Raw genomic sequence first — 16679 nt, 5'->3', positions numbered from 1 at the left:
CTTTGTCTCGTCTAGAGTAAGTGAAATACCTTCCGCTTTGCATGCCTGCCGACACTCGCTTTTGTGATAAACTAAGTACATACGAAATTTGGAGGAAGAAAAAACATGTCTTTTATTGTGAATCAAAATGATCGTCTCACTGTCCATGTGGAGGATTTGACCCATGACGGATCAGGCGTTGCAAAAGTGGAAGGCTACCCGCTTTTTATACCTGGTGCACTGCCTGGCGAGGAAGTCGAGGTCATAGTCGGGAAAACGCTGAAGAATTATGGATTTGCGCGTCTGTTAAATGTGACGAAGCCATCTGAGGACCGCGTGGAACCGCCATGCCATGTGTTCTGGGAATGCGGCGGCTGCCAGTTGCAACATCTATCATACGCAGGCCAGCTCATCCAAAAACAAAAACAGGTCCGCGACGTCATCGACCGCATCGCGAAGTTGCCACACGTGCCTGTCCACCCTGTCAAAGGGATGGAAGACCCTTGGCGCTATCGCAATAAATCCCAGATTCCCTTCAGCGAACGGGACGGAAAAGTTGTATCCGGATTTTACCGGTCGCGCTCCCATCACATCATCGACACGGACGTCTGCATCATCCAAAGTGAAGAGGCAGATGAACTGATGTCCACGCTGAAACACGAAATGCATGCGCTTGGACTTGAAGCGTACAACGAAAAGTCCCATCGTGGCATGCTTCGGCATCTGATCGTCCGGAAAGGGAAGGCGACAGGCGAAATCATGGTTGTCCTCGTGACGTTGAAGAAAAAATTCCCGCAGAAAGACGCCGTTGTCGAACTCATCAAACGAGTTGTACCGGAAGTGACATCGATCATGCAAAACGTCAATGGAGAGAAGACGAACGTCATCTTCGGAAATGAAACGCTCCCTCTCTACGGCAAGTCATTCATCATCGACAAGATCGGCGACATCGAGTTTGAAATATCGGCGCGCTCCTTCTATCAAGTGAACCCTGCGCAAACCGAAGTTCTTTACAAGCAAGCACTCGACTACGCACAGCTGACAGGCGACGAAATGGTCATCGACGCATACTGCGGGATCGGCACCATTTCACTGTTCCTTGCCCAGAAAGCGAAGGAAGTGTACGGAGTAGAAATCGTCCCGCAAGCGATCGAAGACGCCAAACGCAACGCTGAATTGAACGGCATAACGAACGCCCACTTCGAAGCGGGCGCAGCGGAAAACGTCATCCCAAGATGGTACGCAGAAGGCAAACGCTTCGACGTATTAGTCGTTGACCCGCCGCGCAAAGGATGCGACGAGAAACTCTTACAAACAATCCTGGAATACAAACCGAAGCGTGTCGTCTATGTATCATGCAACCCAGGAACACTGGCACGCGACTTGAGGATTTTGGAAGACGGCGGCTACAGGACAAAAGAAGTCCAACCCGTCGACATGTTCCCCCAAAGCAGCCACGTCGAATCAGTCGCCTGGCTGGAAATTTAAACGGTGCCTTTAAACGGTGCCTGTGCATCACCCATTTATGACAATTCAATAATTCGTATATCTATTCATAAGGTAGGCAACCAAAGCTTAACATGGTTGCCTACCTTTTTAATTCTATACAATTGTAGTGTATTATCTGAATTGTGTTGGTGCCTGTGTAAGGTGCATTTATGACTATTCACTATGTAGAATATAAATTCAGTAAATATCCAGTGGCCCATTGATAAATAAAGCTTCCTGATTTTTATTATGCAATTGTAGTGCATAATCAGAATAGTTTGCTGCACAGGCACCTAGCGCAACAGCTTGTAAGTAAAAAACAGGAAGTTACTCCTATTACAAGTCTTTCAAAAAAATACGATATAAAAGTACAGGCCATACCACTAAATTTGAAAGAGAGTGAAGGAGATATATTATGAAAGAATTATACAATAAAGGTAAGTCGCAAAAGATTATTGCAACAGCACTTACGTTAGGATTTGCAATGAATATGTTAGTACCTTTTGCAAGTGCTGAAGAACTGATTGACACGGAAAAAGAGTACGTTGTCGTATACAAGAATAATAGTGGAAAAGACGCTGTTATCAGAGGAAGCAAAAAGGTGAAAACTCAATTCAAGTCCATTAATGCTGTAGCGGTAAAAGCAAGCCCGAATGCAATGAAGGCATTGGAAAAGAATCCAAATATCGCCTCCGTTGAAGAGAACATCAAGTTTTCTTTAGTAAACAATAAAAATGCTGTACAAGTATTGAACAAGGTAGAGGCTAAATCGACCGGAACTACTATACCCGCTGAAGAATCTCAATGGGACATTCAAGCGATGAAAGTATCAAATGCTTGGAACGAAGGATTGACTGGAAAGGGTGTTAAAGTGGCTGTTGTGGATTCAGGAGTTGCAAACCATCCAGACCTTCTAATTAAAGGTGGAGTTTCCACTGTAGATTACACCACTTCTTTCAATGACGACAATGGTCATGGCACGCACGTTGCAGGGAGCATCGGAGCAAAGAGAGATGGAAGAGGATTAGTAGGAGTAGCACCTGACGCTGATTTATATGCCGTAAAGGTAATGGATCAAGATGGCAGCGGTTATCTAATCGACATCTTAGAAGGACTTGACTGGTCGATTGTAAATAAAATGGATGTTGTCAACATGTCTCTTGGAACAAGTGCTGACAGTAAAGCATTTCATGACATGGTTGCTAAAGCACAAATTAACGGAATCGTATTAATAGCAGCTAATGGAAATGATGGAGTGGGAACTCCTGTAAACTTCCCCGCAAAATACAATGAAGTAATTGCTGTATCCGCGGTGGATCAATCTTTGCAAATCGGTAGCTTCTCTTCTACGGGCGTTGAAACAGAATTCTCTTCACCAGGCGTAGCGATTGTAAGCACCTATTTGAATGGAAGTTATGCACGTTTAGATGGAACGTCAATGGCTTCTCCTCACGTTGCAGGATTTGTTGCTCTATTGAAGCAAAAGAACCCTACAATGACAAATGCACAGCTTCGTGCTGAACTGCAAAAGTATGCAACTGATTTAGGTGATGCAGGAAGAGACTCATTATTCGGTTATGGATTCTTAACGTATGAATCCGTTAAAGCACCAACAGTACCGCCTGCACCAGTTGTAGACACTACGGCTCCTGCTGTGGTTAATAATGTTAAATTAACTGCTACAACATATACAAGTGCTTCATTTTCATGGACAAATCCAACGGACGCCGACTTTGCAAAAACAAATATCTATTTAAACGGTAGATTGCTTGGTTCTGTTGATAAAGGCACTCAAGCAGTTAATGTCACTGGTTTAACAAGAAACACATCTTACACTGTTATGTTCAAAACAGTAGACATTACAGGTAATGAGTCTGCGGGTGTAAGTCTGAAATTTACTACAAAACGATAGTGGTTTGTAATGAAAAGCCCTTTCCTTATGGAAGGGCCGCTGGGTTCGCTTTTTACAATCCTGAAATCATCAACATTTTATAATTAATTACTAACTTAAAAAGAAAAGATTGTAGACAAACACAATTTTACTTGTCGTTTGTCTACAGTCTACAAACGCTCAGTGATGAGTGTTTTAAATAGTAGCCTCGAAGACTAGAGCCCGTCAACCTTCCTTGTCCTTATTCATATTATGTAAGGAGAGGAGGTTTTACGGAATGGATCGATTCATCCTTTTGATGTTGGCTGGAATCTTAGCAGGTTTTGCATTAGTACGTGTACCATTAGCTGGTCCTTACTTAGGAGTCTTAGAGCCAATCATAGATTTGCTAGGTATTTTAGCTATCTTGATTTTCTCGCTTGTTCTACTTTATAAAGGAGTAAAAGCGCTAATTGGAAAGTACTAAGGGAAGTTCATTCTCATCATATATAGAAGCTTTTTCGTATCATCGCAAACTTGATAAGTGCCACGTCCTATATCATTGGGACATGGCACTTATCATACTGTCTATTTCGTACTTCTTATCTGTTCCATTAAATAATTGACAAAAGTATCGTCCCGGACAAGCCAGGCTTCGTCGTATCTATTAAAGAAACGATCTGCTTCGTCAAAGCTTGCAAAAGTCTGTTCCATAGTTGTTTTGTTTTGTTAAATAGCCCAAGTTTCCTCGCTTACCGGTTAAATGAAAAAGTTATCTTCTCTTCGATTTGTATAGAGGGAACCGAACGAAGAACGTTTCACATTACTGCGATTTCTGCGTGCATCTTCTCTTGGCTCTAAGAGAACGTGTCCAATACAAACGTTTGAAACGCCTCCTTGCTAAACGAGCATCCAGATGCTTTTGCATGCCCGCCGCCGCCATATTGCCCCGCAACTTCCGACACATCCACATGATCATGGATCGTTCGAAAACCCGGGTTTTTCGGTGCCTGTGCATCACCCATTTATGACAATTCAATAATTTGTATATCTATTCATGAAGGTAGACAACCAAAGCTTGCCATGGTTGCCTACCTTTTTGAATTTATACAATTGTAGTGTATTGTCTGAATTGTGTTGGTGCCTGTGTGAAGTGCATTTATGACTATTCAACGTGAAGAATATATATTCATAAACTATCCAGTAACCCATTGAAAAATACAACTTTCTGATTTTTATTATGCAATTGTAGTGCATAATCAGAATAGTTTGCCGCACAGGCACCCTGAATTGGCACCCTGAATTGCGAATCCCTGTCCAGTCTCGATTTATCCGTGTTTCCCTCATGGCAGCAAATCATTTTGAAATGTTCCATGCTTGGTCGATAAAAGTAGGTATTGAAATCAGTAGCATTACCCAACCATCTTTCATAAATTGGTAAGGAGTGTGTTTATGGACTATTTATTATTGTGTTTCCCCTTTCAAGTTCATAGCACATCTTGACAATTTAATTGGAGGTGCAAGAATGAATGATTTCCATAACGAACTCCAGATGTTGAATGTTGGCGATTTCAATTCGAGTCAGGCAGTTTCTTTTGACCCGAACGCGTCCTTTTCAAATTCTACTGCTCTGCTCCCTATTATCGGCATCGGTGGTGGCATTGGCCGTTGTTCTAGCTGCTTTAGCTGCGCTAGCTGCTTCTTCTTTAGTTGTTTTAATTGCTTCAATTGTTTCCGCTGCTCTAATTGTTTCCGTTGCCATAATTGTTTTCGCTGTAGTAGTTGCGGCGGCCGTTGCCACGGTTGATATTTCTAGACTTCTAACAAAAGCCATGAATGCCAAGGTCCCTGCAGTTGTTGCAGGGACCTTTCTATAAGGTTAAACATATGAAACAAGCTACGGTACATAGGATTATAGTGTTAGTCATAATCTCGATTTAGAAATAGCTATGGTTAAGGAGGAATGAAATGCCGAATTTGACCCCTCTGATGCGTCTGAAAGTGAAAAGGGACACATCTTTTCTCCCCGATTCAAATAGCGGTGTGTATTTCAGGAACAATAAAAATTCTTTTCGTATGGAAGGGAATGCAATCGTTCAGTGGATTGAAAAACTGATACCGATGTTCAACGGGAAGCACACCCTTGGGGAATTGACAGAGGGATTGCCTGTTCCATATCGGGATCGTGTCTATGAAATTGCGGAAGTGCTGCACCAAAATGAGTATGTTCGGGATGTGAGCCAAGATCTTCCTCATCAATTGGCCGATCAAGTGCTAGATAAGTATGCCTCCCAAATAGAATTTCTGGACAGTTTCGGTGATTCGAGTGCGTACCGATTTCAAACCTATCGTCAGGCAAAAGTGTTAGCGGTTGGCGCTGGTCCTTTTTTTGTTTCGTTGGTTTCCTCATTACTTGAATCAGGATTGCCCAAGATCCATATGCTCATCACGGACTCAGTGCCGACCAATAGACAGCGGTTAATGGAACTCGTGGAACATGCCCGTGAAACAGACGGCGAGGTAGCGGTAGAAGAGGTCAGCTTAAAGAAGGATTGGCGGGAGATTATTCAACCGTTTGATTCGATTTTGTATGTGTCTCAGGAGGGCGATATTGAGGAACTCCAATTTCTTCATAAGATTTGTATGGAAGAGAAGAAGGTGTTTCTCCCTGCTATATGCCATCAGGGTGTGGGCCTTGCGGGTCCGTTGGTGCATCCAGACGATAAGGGGAATTGGGAGTCTGCGTGGAGGCGCGTGCATCGAACTGCACTTGCCAAGGAGCAACAGCTCTCCTCTTTCTCTGCCACAGCAGGGGCAATGTTAGCCAATGTAATCACATTTGAATTGTTTAAAGAGATTACAGGAGTGACTGAATCTGGACAGAGAAACCTTTTCTATCTGCTTGATCTAGACACATTGGAAGGAAACTGGCATTCGTTTTTGCCTCATCCGTTGGTGGAAGGACCCATGTCCACTGAATGGGTAACAGATTTGGATGTGCGTCTTGAACGAAGCGAAAGCAAAGATGAATCGAGTGGATTATTACTTTACTTCAGCCAGCTGACATCGGACGTATCAGGGATTTTTCATACCTGGGAGGAAGGAGATCTAAAGCAGCTGCCTTTAGCTCAGTGTCGCGTGCAGGCAGTTGATATATTATCGAAGGGACCCGCTGAGCTTTTACCAGACATAGTTTGTACAGATCTGACGCATGAGGAAGCACGGAGGAAAGCGGGATTGGCTGGAATAGAATCGTATGTGTCACGAGCGGTTGGATTGCTCATTGCGACCCTACCATCCTATCAGGAAATAGAGGAGTACGGGGAAGAAATAAAGGAAATCATCGGTGTGGGAGCGGGAGAAACGGTTGCGGAAGGTATTTGCCGGGCATTGCAAAATTGTTTGGACAAAGAGCTGAGCATGCAGTTGGAAAATAAAAAAATCCATGTTGTTCCCATGCAAGTGGAGACGGTAGAAGACGAACACTGCAGGTTTTATTTGGATGCACTGACCACGATGCACGGCTCAGCGACGATTGGCTTGGGAGAGGAATTGAACGGTTTCCCTGTCATCTGGGTCGGAACGAATGACGGCTGGTATGGTGGTGTAGATTTGAATAGTACATTGGCGTTGCGAAACGCGTTACAACAGGCGCTTATGAACCCGGTGCAAGCCCAGGAAGATTCGTCAGTTCTACTGGAAGAAAAGGTACCACTCAGCCTTGTTATCTCCGCTTGTGATGAGAAGGGACAGTCCGAGATTTTGCATTCCGCTATACAAATCCTAGAACGGAATCACAAACGGCTAGTAATAGCTGATCTAGCAGTTGAACCATTTTTGAAAGAGGGGATCGCAGGGCTGTTTGGCGTATTCTTACGAGAGGAGGGAGGATTCCGGTGAGTGCCGTCATTGTGGTTGTTGGTGAAGGATTATTGGCTGACCGTGTATGCGGGGATCTATTCACTCAATACGAAGTAATACGCCGCTACGATTTCGAAGAGGAAATACCAGAAACGACTGAACTGGTTCTGGTATTGCATGATACCTTGAATCCTTCCATTCATAAAAGAGCGGAAGAGGTATTGCGACTAACCGGCATACCTTGGCTGCGAGGTTTTGTTTCATATGGAGAAGGGGTGATTGGGCCACTAGTACGTTCAGAAATACCAGGCTGCTCCCAATGTGCAGACAAGCGACGTATCATGGCCGGCCGAGATCGTAAAGAGATGTGGGAGATAGAACAGAGACTAAAAGAACACGGTGGAAATTCGTGTGATGCTTGGGCATCGCGTACGGGATTATTGCAATTGGCACACCTTCTCGAGTCGGAGGTACAGAACATACTAGAAGGAGAACAGGCTCATTCTGAAGGTCGATTATGTTTAATCAATCTGAAATCGCTAAGAAGTTCGTGGCATTCGTTTCTTCCTGACCCGTTGTGTCCGGAATGTAGTCGATTACCCAATGATTCAGCAGACGCGGCCCGAATTACACTGCAATCTAGTCTGAAGATCAGTCCTGACAGTTACCGCTGTCGTTCCGTGGATGACCTGCAAAAGATTCTAAGCAAGGATTATCTAGATGATCGGTCTGGTTTGGTAACTAGTAAAATGTATCACCTCATGCTGCCATTTGCCGATGCAAGTGTTAATCTGCCGTTGTTTGGCGGAGACGAGGGGGTGGCAGGCCGGACTCATTCATACAAGGTTAGTGAGTCTACGGCTATTTTGGAAGGGTTGGAGCGGTACTGTGGTCTGTCTCCAAGTGGAAAACGAACAGTCGTTCATGACAGCTACCGCAATCTGGAAGACCGAGCGCTTAATCCTCTTGAGGTAGGTGTTCATTCAAAAGAACAATATGCGCTGCCTAATTTTCCATTCAAACCGTTTAATCCTGATCGCTCGATCGATTGGGTTTGGGGTTATTCGTTTTTGAAAGAGCATCCTATTCTGATTCCGGAGTTGCTTGCTTATTACAGCTTGGGCGGTGAGGGATTTGTCTACGAAACTTCCAATGGATGTGCGTTAGGCGGTAGTTTAGAGGAGGCCATTTTCTACGGTATTATGGAAGTTGTTGAGCGTGATTCGTTCCTGGTGACTTGGTACGCAGAGCTGGCACTTCCACGTCTTGACCCTTATTCAACGAATGATCAAGAATTAAAGTTGATGATTGACCGTGTGCGGGCAGTTTGTGGTTATGATCTTCATTTTTATAACTCGACGATGGAAAACGGAATTCCAAGTGTCTTGGTACTGGCGAAAAACAGGAAAGAAACAGGGTTGAATATCATTGCTGCGGCAGGCGCTCATCTGGATCCAATACGAGCGGCGAAAAGCGCGATTCATGAGTTGGCTGGCATGATGCTAATACTTGACGAGAATTTAAATGCAAACCGGGAGAAGTATGTGCAAATGCTGAAAGACTCTTCCTTGGTACGGAAGATGGATGATCATGGGATGTTGTATGGGTTGCCGGAAGCGCAAGAACGCCTTCAGTTTTTGCTAGATGATAATCGGCCATTGCGAACGTTTGAGGAGGAATTCAAATGGAAGGCAGTGCATGCAGACCTCACGGATGATCTTCGGGATATTCTCCAGGTGTTTAGGAGATTAAACCTCGATGTGATCGTGGTGGATCAAACGGTACCGGACATCAAACAAAACGGACTGTTCTGCGTAAAAGTCCTGATTCCGGGGATGCTGCCGATGACATTCGGTCAACATCTTACCCGAGTAACAGGACTTGAGAGGGTACTCAGGGTGCCAATGGAACTCGGATATAAGGAAGAACTGTTAACACTTGAACAGCTCAATCCATATCCGCATCCGTTCCCATAACCAGTGGTTAGGAGGTAGGAGGATGAATCTTGAGGCATTGCTGCACAATCTCCATTTTGACATTGACAAGGCAAGCCCGCCAGACTGGGAAGTGGATTGGGACGATGCACCGCTTACGTATAAGCTCTACCGTGGCTTACCTGTGATTCCGCTTTCTTTAGAAGTACCGTTGACGATTAAAAGGATGGAAGTAAATGCAAAGATAGACTTAAGCGACATTGGTCATTTTCTCTGGTATGTATTTGGTCTAACTCAATTTAGCGAGTCTATGATGGATTTGGGTTCCAGCGATCAAGCCATGGACCTAATGCATTCGAAACGTAGGTTTGTTCCTTCCGGTGGGGCGCTGTATCCAAACGAATTGTACGTTTATTTGAAGATAGAGAATTTGCCTGCCGGTGTTTACCATTATGATGTGGCACATCATCGCTTAATGTTGCTGCGCGAAGGAAATTACGATTCATATATCTCCAGGGCGCTTGGTAATCGCTGTGACGTATCCGAATGTTTTGGTACTGTTTTTGTATCGACAATGTTTTGGAAGAATTTCTTTAAATACAATAACTTCGCTTACCGTCTTCAAGGCTTAGATGCTGGTGTACTGATTGGACAATTACTGGAAGTTGCAAAATGTTATGGATTCGACTCTTCGGTATACTTCCAGTTCCTAGATCGGGCCATCAACCACCTACTTGGGCTTTCCGAACAAGAGGAGAGCGTGTATGCGGTGATTCCGCTATCGGCGGAAACAACAAGCTGCTTCAACAAAAGCACCATAGATGGGGATGACTCATCCACTGAATTATGCCAAGAGTTGAAAGCAATTCAGTCTACTCATTACGTCCACTCACGAACGGTTAAAGAGTATCCGATGTTAACCAAGATGAATGAAGCGTCTATGTTGGAATCAACGAAATCGTTTCGGCATGTCAAGGAGGAACAAACAAATTGTGAGGGTCAAACGGTGACTCTGCCTTATGTGAAGCGATTGTCTTATGATTTGGCGTCGGTCTGCAGAAAGCGATTTTCACCGGACAAAGATTTCGTTTTGGGGAATGTCAGTCAACTGCAGCTTGCCACATTGCTTAAGGGTGCGATGGATTCCTTCTCGTATCAAAATGATTTGGAGGAAGTTCAAAAGAAACAGAAGTCCCGTGTTTCGCTTTACGGATGTTTGTATACTGTCGAGGGCATACCGGATGGTGCCTATCACTATGACAGCGATGCCCATGCGTTACGTCGAGTACAACTCGGAGATCAGCGATTGCGGTTACAGCACGGTATGGCCGGAGGGAATGTTAATCTGTTTCAAGTACCGCTCTGTCTACATGTGGTAGGGGACAAAAATCATTTAATACCGGACATGGGATACAGAGGATATCGAATCCAGCAAATGGAAGCGGGTATGCTGGTGCAAAGATTGCTTCTAGTCGCGTCAGCCCTCGGATTTGGAGGACACCCACTCCTCGGGTTTGATGTGAACAGTAGTGATGCGATTTACAAGCTGAGTCCACAAGGAAAAACCAGTCTTATCCAAATCCCGACAGGTCCGTATCGACACCGTCCTTGGTTAAGTGGGGGTCTGCATAGTTAAAGTTAGTGGTAATGCCTCAATTCCCTTTTAGGAGTTGAGGCTATCTTTATGTAGAGAGCTAAAACTTCTCTTTTTGGTTAATCATATAAGCAGGGAATTACATTATTTTAGGAAGCTCCATCCAATGGTGTAAAGAGAATTTACAAAACCTTTACAAGAATACCTAAGTAAATTTACAAACTTCTATTATTATTTACAAAGAGCCAATAAATCATGTTGGAGGTATATAGATGAAAATCATGAGGGATGCGCTAAAAGGATTATTCGTTATCTCCTTAACAGTTTTGCTAGCTGCATGCGGCAACAATGCCGAAGGAGAGACCAACTCGTCAAAAGACGGTTCAACTACAATTGCTATTTCAGGGTCTACTTCGGTAGGACCATTAGCTGAAAAATTAGCTTTTAAATATGAAGAAAACAACGATGTGAAAATAGAGATCAACCAAATTGGATCATCGGCGGGCATTACAAATGCGATTAATGGAGTATCTGAAATCGGGATGTCTTCCCGTGATTTGAAACAGGAAGAGGTCGACAGCGGATTAAACGAAATCGTTATTGCTTATGACGGTATTGTTGTCGTCACTCACCCGTCGAATAAAGTGAAAGGTCTCACGCTCGAGCAAGTGAAGAAAATATTCACTGGTGAAGTAACGAACTGGAAAGAACTCGGTGGTGATGACATGGAGATTGTCGTCGTTTCCCGCGAGGATGGGTCCGGATCACGTGACGCATTTCAGGAAATCGTTGACTACTCTTCAGGTGAGCTAGTGAGAAGCGCCATCATTGCGAGTGGAAACGGAAATATTAAAACGACAGTTGCAATGAATAAGCATGCGGTCGGTTTTATTTCCTTCGAATATGTGGATGAGTCCATTTCAACCGTTGACATTAATGGAGTGGAAGCGACAGCGGATAACGTTCTGAAGCAAACATATAAACTATCACGACCGTTCTTGTTCGTCGCCAAAGAAGGAAATCTAACCGATGCAGGACAACAATTCATTGATTTCATTTTAAGTCCAGAAGGACAAGATGTGGTTGTTGAAACCGGGGCTATACCGGTTAATCAATAACGTCTGTCAGTCTACATTAGTGATCTCGGAGGGATGCAGCTATGACAAGCCCACCTATTGAAAAACAAAACATAGGTAACGGTAAATCAAATAGGAGAAAATATATATTGGAAAGTATATCATCAAAGCTTTTCTTATTCTGTGCACTTTTATCAGTGCTCAGTTTGCTGTTGATTGTTGGATTTGTATTTTATAGAGGTTCCCATCCATTCATAGCAGAAGGTTATAGCTTTATTGACTTCATCTTCGGAGTTGATTGGGTGCCGAGCGAGGATAAATTCGGGATATTCCCAATGATTGTCGCTTCCATTTATGCGACAATCGGTGCGCTGCTTATTGGGGTACCGATTGGTTTATTCACAGCAATCTTCCTGTCAGAAATTGCGCCGAAACGGTTTGCAAAAATCATATCGCCAGCTGTCCAGCTGCTAGCGGGGATCCCATCTGTTCTGTATGGCGTTTTTGGCCTTGCCATTATCGTGCCATTTTTGCAGAACAATTTAGGATTAGCAAAAGGGCAAAGCTTATTGGCCGTCATTATCGTATTGGCGATCATGATGCTTCCCACAATTGTGACGGTGGCTGAAACTGCAATTCGCGCTGTGCCAAAAACGTATCGGGAAGGTTCTTTGGCACTTGGTGCTTCTGAAATTGGAACAATATTCAAAGTGGTCGTGCCGGCAGCCAAGTCCGGTATTATGGCAGCGATCGTTTTAGGTTTAGGGAGAGCGATCGGTGAAACGATGGCAGTCATTTTGATAGCAGGAAACAGTTTGATCACGCCTACGAGTCTGACTGACAGTGTCCGGCCATTAACGACTAATATCGCTCTGGAAATGGGCTATGCTGCAGGCGTGCATCAAGAAATGTTATTTGCGACAGGTATCGTGTTGTTCTCCTTTATTTTGATTTTAAATTTCGTTCTGGCAAAAATCAGCGCAAGGGGGGGCCACTAAAGTGAGGAAGTTTAAGGATAATGTATTGCGCGGGCTTCTATGGTTTTCGGCTTTCGTCACGGTCGGTATTCTCTTGCTGATTGTAGGATTCATTTTTTATAAAGGATTCCGTCTCATCAATTTGGAATTCATCTTTGGCGATTATTCACCGACAGATGGTGGAGGCATTTGGCCAATGATTGTTACAACCGTGTATACAATCGTCATTTCACTCGTTATTGCCACACCGATTGGGATTTTAGCGGCAGTCTATCTTCAAGAGTACGCAAAGCAAGGCAGGCTTGTTAAAACGATCCGTTTTGCGACGGAAAGCTTAACAGGGATTCCCTCCATTATCTATGGATTATTCGGTGCCGTATTCTTTGTTACGACGTTAAAGCTTGGCATGTCGATCATCGCGGCGTCATTGACGTTGACGATTATCGTATTGCCTGTTGTCATACGAACAACAGAAGAATCATTGAAAACGGTCCCGCAAACGTACCGGGAAGGTTCTCTGGCTCTAGGTACAACAAAACTTCAAACACTTATGAAAGTCATCTTGCCAAGTTCAATGCCTGGAATCCTGTCAGGAATCATCCTTTCAATGGGACGGATTGTCGGCGAGTCGGCAGCGATATTTTTAACCGCTGGAACTGTGGCGGCGATGCCTGCAAGCATCTTCTCTTCCGCGAGGACATTAACGGTTCACTCCTATTTAGTTACGCAGGAGGCAGGGGATATTGAACTGGCAGCTGCGATTGGAATCGTATTAATCGTCATCATCTTGATTTTGAACTTCTCGGCTACGTTCATTTCAAAGAAATTAACGAAAGCGGATTATTAATGATACAAGAAGTGAAGGAGGAGAATGTAGCGCTTATGAAGCAGTCAGAGAGAACGTCAAAAATCAGAGTAAAAGATTTGAGTCTTTTTTATGGAGATAAACAGGCACTATACGATGTATCACTAACTATTGAAGAAAAGAAAGTGACAGCGTTAATCGGGCCATCCGGTTGCGGGAAGTCAACCTTTCTTCGGACGCTGAACCGCATGAATGATCTAATTGATGGAGTGAAAATAAACGGAGATATTCTCATCGATAACGAAGATATATATAAATCCAATGATGTCATTAAACTTCGTACAAAAGTCGGGATGGTATTCCAAAAACCGAATTTATTCCCTATGAGCATTTATGACAATGTTGCTTACGGGCCTCGGGCGCAAGGCATTAAAAACAAGAAAGAATTGAACAAAATTGTTGAGGAAAGCTTGCGCGGAGCTGCGATTTGGGATGAAGTGAAAGACCGTCTCAAGTCATCAGCACTCGGTCTATCAGGCGGTCAGCAACAAAGGGTTTGTATTGCCCGTGCAATTGCGATGAAACCTGACGTCATTCTAATGGATGAGCCTACTTCGGCACTTGACCCGATATCTACATTGAAAGTTGAAGAATTAATTGCACAATTAAAAAAAGAATATACAATTGTAATCGTAACACACAATATGCAACAGGCTGCACGAGTGTCGGACAAAACAGCTTTCTTCCTTAGTGGAGAAATTGTTGAATATGACGTGACAAATAACGTCTTTTCAAATCCGAAGGACCAAAGAACAGAGGATTATGTAACTGGCCGTTTCGGTTAACGTACCAAGGCGTAATTGATTATTATCAAGGGGTGACTTTCATGAACGCAAGGAAGAACTTTGACAAGAACTTGCAAGAATTACAAAACAAAATGCTGGAGATGAACAAACTTACCATATCCGCATTTGAGAAAGCGTTCACTGCGTTTAAAACACAAGATATTGAATTGGCATTGCGAGTTATCGATGAAGACACGGCTATTGATAATCTTGACCAGGAAATCAACCAATTTGCTGTGTGGCTTATTGCAAAAGAGCAACCATTTGCAACGGATCTACGAAGAATCATTGCATCTCTTAAAATCACTTCTGATATCGAACGTATTGCAGATTTCGCTGTAAACATTGCGAAAGCGACTGCTAAAATCGGAAAGACCGAATCGCTGATGAACATTACAAAACTTGAGCAAATGAATGAGACATCCCTTAAGATGCTGAATATGGCCGTGTCCGCGTTCATCGACGGGAACATGGCGTTTGCTAAGGAAGTCGCCGCTTTAGACGATATAGTCGACAATGCCTATGCAGAAACATATAAAAGCATTACTGAATACTTGCGCCAACACCCCGAAGAAACAACACAGCTCGTTCAGCTGCTGTTCATCAGCCGCTATCTTGAACGTACCGCTGATCACATAACAAACATTGCCGAAAGCGCTGCGTATTTAATAAAAGGTCAGATTTATGATTTGAATCAATAACAAACTACATCAGGTGGAATCCTTCTTTCGTGAGGATTCCATCTTTATTTTTTATGAGTTTGCTCTCTATTCACTATTTTGAGAAGATAAGAGTACTAGGGAATGTAATGGAGGGGTATGATGACGTCAGTAACGGATAGATTAACGGAATCGGTCTTACTGGAAATATTGGAGAATGCATTTCAGTGGTTTGTTGTCGTTGATAAAGAAGCGAACATTTTATATATCAATGAGGAATACTGTAAGTTCCTAGAAACGACTCGTGAAGAAGCAATCGGAAAGCCGGTGAACCAAGTCATTGAAAATTCCCGGATGCATGAAGTGATAAAGACGGGTGAGGAGCATATCGCATCACCTCACTTCATCAAAGGAAACTACATGTTAGCGAATCGTGTCCCAGTGAGGGTGGATGATGAAATTGTAGGGGCTTTCGGAAGTGTTATCTTTCGGGACTTGAACGATTGGCAAAATTTGAGCTCTCAAGTGAGAACGACAATGGAGAAAATTAAGATAGGGCAGTCTACAGAGAAAGCGACTTTCCGACTTCAAGATATTCTTGGATCCTCCGATTCAATCCGGTCAATTAAAGAGACCATACAAATGATCGCCCCGAGTGATTTACCTGTATTGATCCAGGGAGAAAGCGGAACCGGAAAGGAAATGTTTGCGCAGAGCATACATTACCTATCGAATCGATCTGAAAAGCCATTTGTCAAAGTAAACTGTGCAGCAATTCCCGCAGAGTTTCTTGAGCTTGAGCTTTTTGGCAGTGTCGGATCTACTGAACAGCTCCAGAGAAAAGGGAGAATCCATCAAGCGGAAGGAGGTACATTGTTCCTGGATGATCTAGGGGACATGCCACTCTCGCTGCAAGTGAAATTATTGCGGGTTCTTCAGGAAGGAACAATTGAACCGATCGGGTCCCACAATGCCAATGAAGTGAACGTCCGAATCATTGCTGCTGTGAATCAACCGCTGAAAACCTTAATGGAGTCCGGGAAATTTCGTGAGGATCTCTATTATCGGATTCATGCAGTTACGTTGCAAATTCCGCCCCTTCGTCAGCGGATGGAAGATTTCGAGGAAATCACAAATCACTTTTTTCACGAAACGATTGCAAAAGTCGGGAAGCGCAATCTTTCAATTGCACCCGGGACGATGCAAACTCTTAAAGAATATAGTTGGCCGGGGAACGTGAGGGAATTGCAGAACATAATCCAAGCGGCAGTCTATTTGACGAATGGAGATCTGGTGGAACCAAGTGTCCTGCCTCAAGGAGTCCGAGCTAAATCCCTTTACTATACAGGAAGCACGCAAACATTACAGCAAGCGGTTGAGCAATTGGAGAGGAATATCATTGCTGAAACTCTTCAGATGTACGAGAATAAAAGAGAAGCAGCAGAGGCGTTAGGGGTAAGTAGGAGTACTTTTTATGAGAAATTGAAAAAATATGAGTTTTGAACTACTTTCCGGTTTTCTGGACACGAGTCCGGAATTTCGGACATTGTAAAATCCTTGTTTCATATATTGGAAAGGGTTATGAGTAGAC

14 protein-coding genes are annotated in these 16679 nt (G+C 43.7%); 13 read left to right on the top strand and 1 reads right to left on the bottom strand.

The features are described 5' to 3' along the window. Nucleotides 1-105: 105 nt before the first annotated feature. The 3 genes from rlmD (at nucleotide 106) to M3193_RS15820 (ending at nucleotide 3824) form a co-directional block, all read left to right on the top strand. The gene (gene rlmD, locus M3193_RS15830; RefSeq protein ID WP_251629690.1) at nucleotides 106-1467 is read left to right on the top strand and encodes a 23S rRNA (uracil(1939)-C(5))-methyltransferase RlmD; all 1362 of its coding nucleotides are present in this window, start codon (nucleotides 106-108) and stop codon (nucleotides 1465-1467) included. Between the two features lie 415 nt (nucleotides 1468-1882). Next, nucleotides 1883-3379 (top strand): S8 family peptidase, encoded by a 1497-nt coding sequence (locus tag M3193_RS15825; RefSeq protein ID WP_251629688.1) that lies wholly within the window; start codon nucleotides 1883-1885, stop codon nucleotides 3377-3379. Nucleotides 3380-3635: 256 nt separating this feature from the next. Next, a complete protein-coding gene (locus M3193_RS15820) occupies nucleotides 3636-3824 on the top strand; it encodes a hypothetical protein (protein ID WP_251629686.1) in 189 nt (62 codons plus the stop codon). A gap of 370 nt (nucleotides 3825-4194) precedes the next feature. Here M3193_RS15820 and M3193_RS15815 read toward each other — a convergent pair whose 3' ends face one another. Further along, nucleotides 4195-4362 carry a hypothetical protein gene (locus M3193_RS15815; protein WP_251629684.1) on the bottom strand — a complete coding sequence of 56 codons (168 nt, stop codon included), beginning with the start codon at nucleotides 4360-4362 and terminating at the stop codon, nucleotides 4195-4197. A 500-nt stretch (nucleotides 4363-4862) separates the two neighbouring features. Here M3193_RS15815 and M3193_RS16845 point away from each other — a divergent pair, with 500 nt between their 5' ends. The 10 genes from M3193_RS16845 to M3193_RS15765 all read left to right on the top strand — a co-directional run bounded on the left by M3193_RS16845 (nucleotide 4863) and on the right by M3193_RS15765 (nucleotide 16591). Then, nucleotides 4863-5144, top strand: coding sequence for a heterocycloanthracin/sonorensin family bacteriocin (locus M3193_RS16845; protein WP_353056424.1), 282 nt, complete (start codon nucleotides 4863-4865; stop codon nucleotides 5142-5144). A gap of 161 nt (nucleotides 5145-5305) precedes the next feature. Beyond that, nucleotides 5306-7237, top strand: a complete 1932-nt coding sequence (locus tag M3193_RS15805; protein WP_251629679.1) for a putative thiazole-containing bacteriocin maturation protein — start codon at nucleotides 5306-5308, stop codon at nucleotides 7235-7237. After that, nucleotides 7234-9174, top strand: a complete 1941-nt coding sequence (locus M3193_RS15800) for a TOMM precursor leader peptide-binding protein (protein ID WP_251629678.1) — start codon at nucleotides 7234-7236, stop codon at nucleotides 9172-9174. Before M3193_RS15805 ends, M3193_RS15800 begins: the two co-directional genes overlap by 4 nt. A gap of 22 nt (nucleotides 9175-9196) precedes the next feature. Then, on the top strand, nucleotides 9197-10768 hold the full coding sequence (locus M3193_RS15795) for a SagB family peptide dehydrogenase (protein ID WP_251629667.1): 1572 nt from the start codon (nucleotides 9197-9199) through the stop codon (nucleotides 10766-10768). Nucleotides 10769-10998: 230 nt separating this feature from the next. Beyond that, nucleotides 10999-11844 carry a phosphate ABC transporter substrate-binding protein gene (locus tag M3193_RS15790; RefSeq protein ID WP_251629665.1) on the top strand — a complete coding sequence of 282 codons (846 nt, stop codon included), beginning with the start codon at nucleotides 10999-11001 and terminating at the stop codon, nucleotides 11842-11844. Between the two features lie 107 nt (nucleotides 11845-11951). Continuing rightward, nucleotides 11952-12800, top strand: a complete 849-nt coding sequence (gene pstC, locus M3193_RS15785) for a phosphate ABC transporter permease subunit PstC (protein ID WP_251629663.1) — start codon at nucleotides 11952-11954, stop codon at nucleotides 12798-12800. Between the two features lies 1 nt (nucleotide 12801). After that, entirely contained in the window at nucleotides 12802-13626 is an 825-nt protein-coding gene (gene pstA / locus M3193_RS15780) for a phosphate ABC transporter permease PstA (RefSeq protein WP_251629661.1), read from the top strand. Then, nucleotides 13626-14429: a phosphate ABC transporter ATP-binding protein PstB gene (gene pstB / locus M3193_RS15775; protein ID WP_435372054.1), complete on the top strand. Its 804-nt coding sequence runs from the start codon at nucleotides 13626-13628 to the stop codon at nucleotides 14427-14429. The genes pstA and pstB overlap by 1 nt, the downstream gene beginning before the upstream one ends. 41 nt (nucleotides 14430-14470) lie before the next feature. Beyond that, the gene (gene phoU / locus M3193_RS15770; protein ID WP_251629659.1) at nucleotides 14471-15130 is read left to right on the top strand and encodes a phosphate signaling complex protein PhoU; all 660 of its coding nucleotides are present in this window, start codon (nucleotides 14471-14473) and stop codon (nucleotides 15128-15130) included. 120 nt (nucleotides 15131-15250) lie between these two features. Then, nucleotides 15251-16591: a sigma-54 interaction domain-containing protein gene (locus M3193_RS15765; protein WP_251629650.1), complete on the top strand. Its 1341-nt coding sequence runs from the start codon at nucleotides 15251-15253 to the stop codon at nucleotides 16589-16591. Nucleotides 16592-16679: the final 88 nt, after the last annotated feature.

It is taken from the genome of Sporosarcina luteola (assembly GCF_023715585.1).
GTDB lineage: Bacteria > Bacillota > Bacilli > Bacillales_A > Planococcaceae > Sporosarcina > Sporosarcina luteola_D.
The sequence above is the reverse complement of the archived record's forward strand: the minus strand, read 5'-3'. Positions and strand labels throughout refer to the sequence as shown.

Coding starts and splice junctions, on each gene's coding strand:
- M3193_RS15825 (WP_251629688.1), top strand. CDS start 1,883: ATGAAAGAATTATACAATAAAGGTAAGTCGCAAAAGATTATTGCAACA.
- M3193_RS16845 (WP_353056424.1), top strand. CDS start 4,863: ATGAATGATTTCCATAACGAACTCCAGATGTTGAATGTTGGCGATTTC.
- phoU (WP_251629659.1), top strand. CDS start 14,471: ATGAACGCAAGGAAGAACTTTGACAAGAACTTGCAAGAATTACAAAAC.
- M3193_RS15795 (WP_251629667.1), top strand. CDS start 9,197: ATGAATCTTGAGGCATTGCTGCACAATCTCCATTTTGACATTGACAAG.
- M3193_RS15820 (WP_251629686.1), top strand. CDS start 3,636: ATGGATCGATTCATCCTTTTGATGTTGGCTGGAATCTTAGCAGGTTTT.
- rlmD (WP_251629690.1), top strand. CDS start 106: ATGTCTTTTATTGTGAATCAAAATGATCGTCTCACTGTCCATGTGGAG.
- M3193_RS15765 (WP_251629650.1), top strand. CDS start 15,251: ATGACGTCAGTAACGGATAGATTAACGGAATCGGTCTTACTGGAAATA.
- M3193_RS15805 (WP_251629679.1), top strand. CDS start 5,306: ATGCCGAATTTGACCCCTCTGATGCGTCTGAAAGTGAAAAGGGACACA.
- M3193_RS15815 (WP_251629684.1), bottom strand. CDS start 4,362: ATGGGTGATGCACAGGCACCGAAAAACCCGGGTTTTCGAACGATCCAT.
- M3193_RS15790 (WP_251629665.1), top strand. CDS start 10,999: ATGAAAATCATGAGGGATGCGCTAAAAGGATTATTCGTTATCTCCTTA.
- pstB (WP_435372054.1), top strand. CDS start 13,626: ATGATACAAGAAGTGAAGGAGGAGAATGTAGCGCTTATGAAGCAGTCA.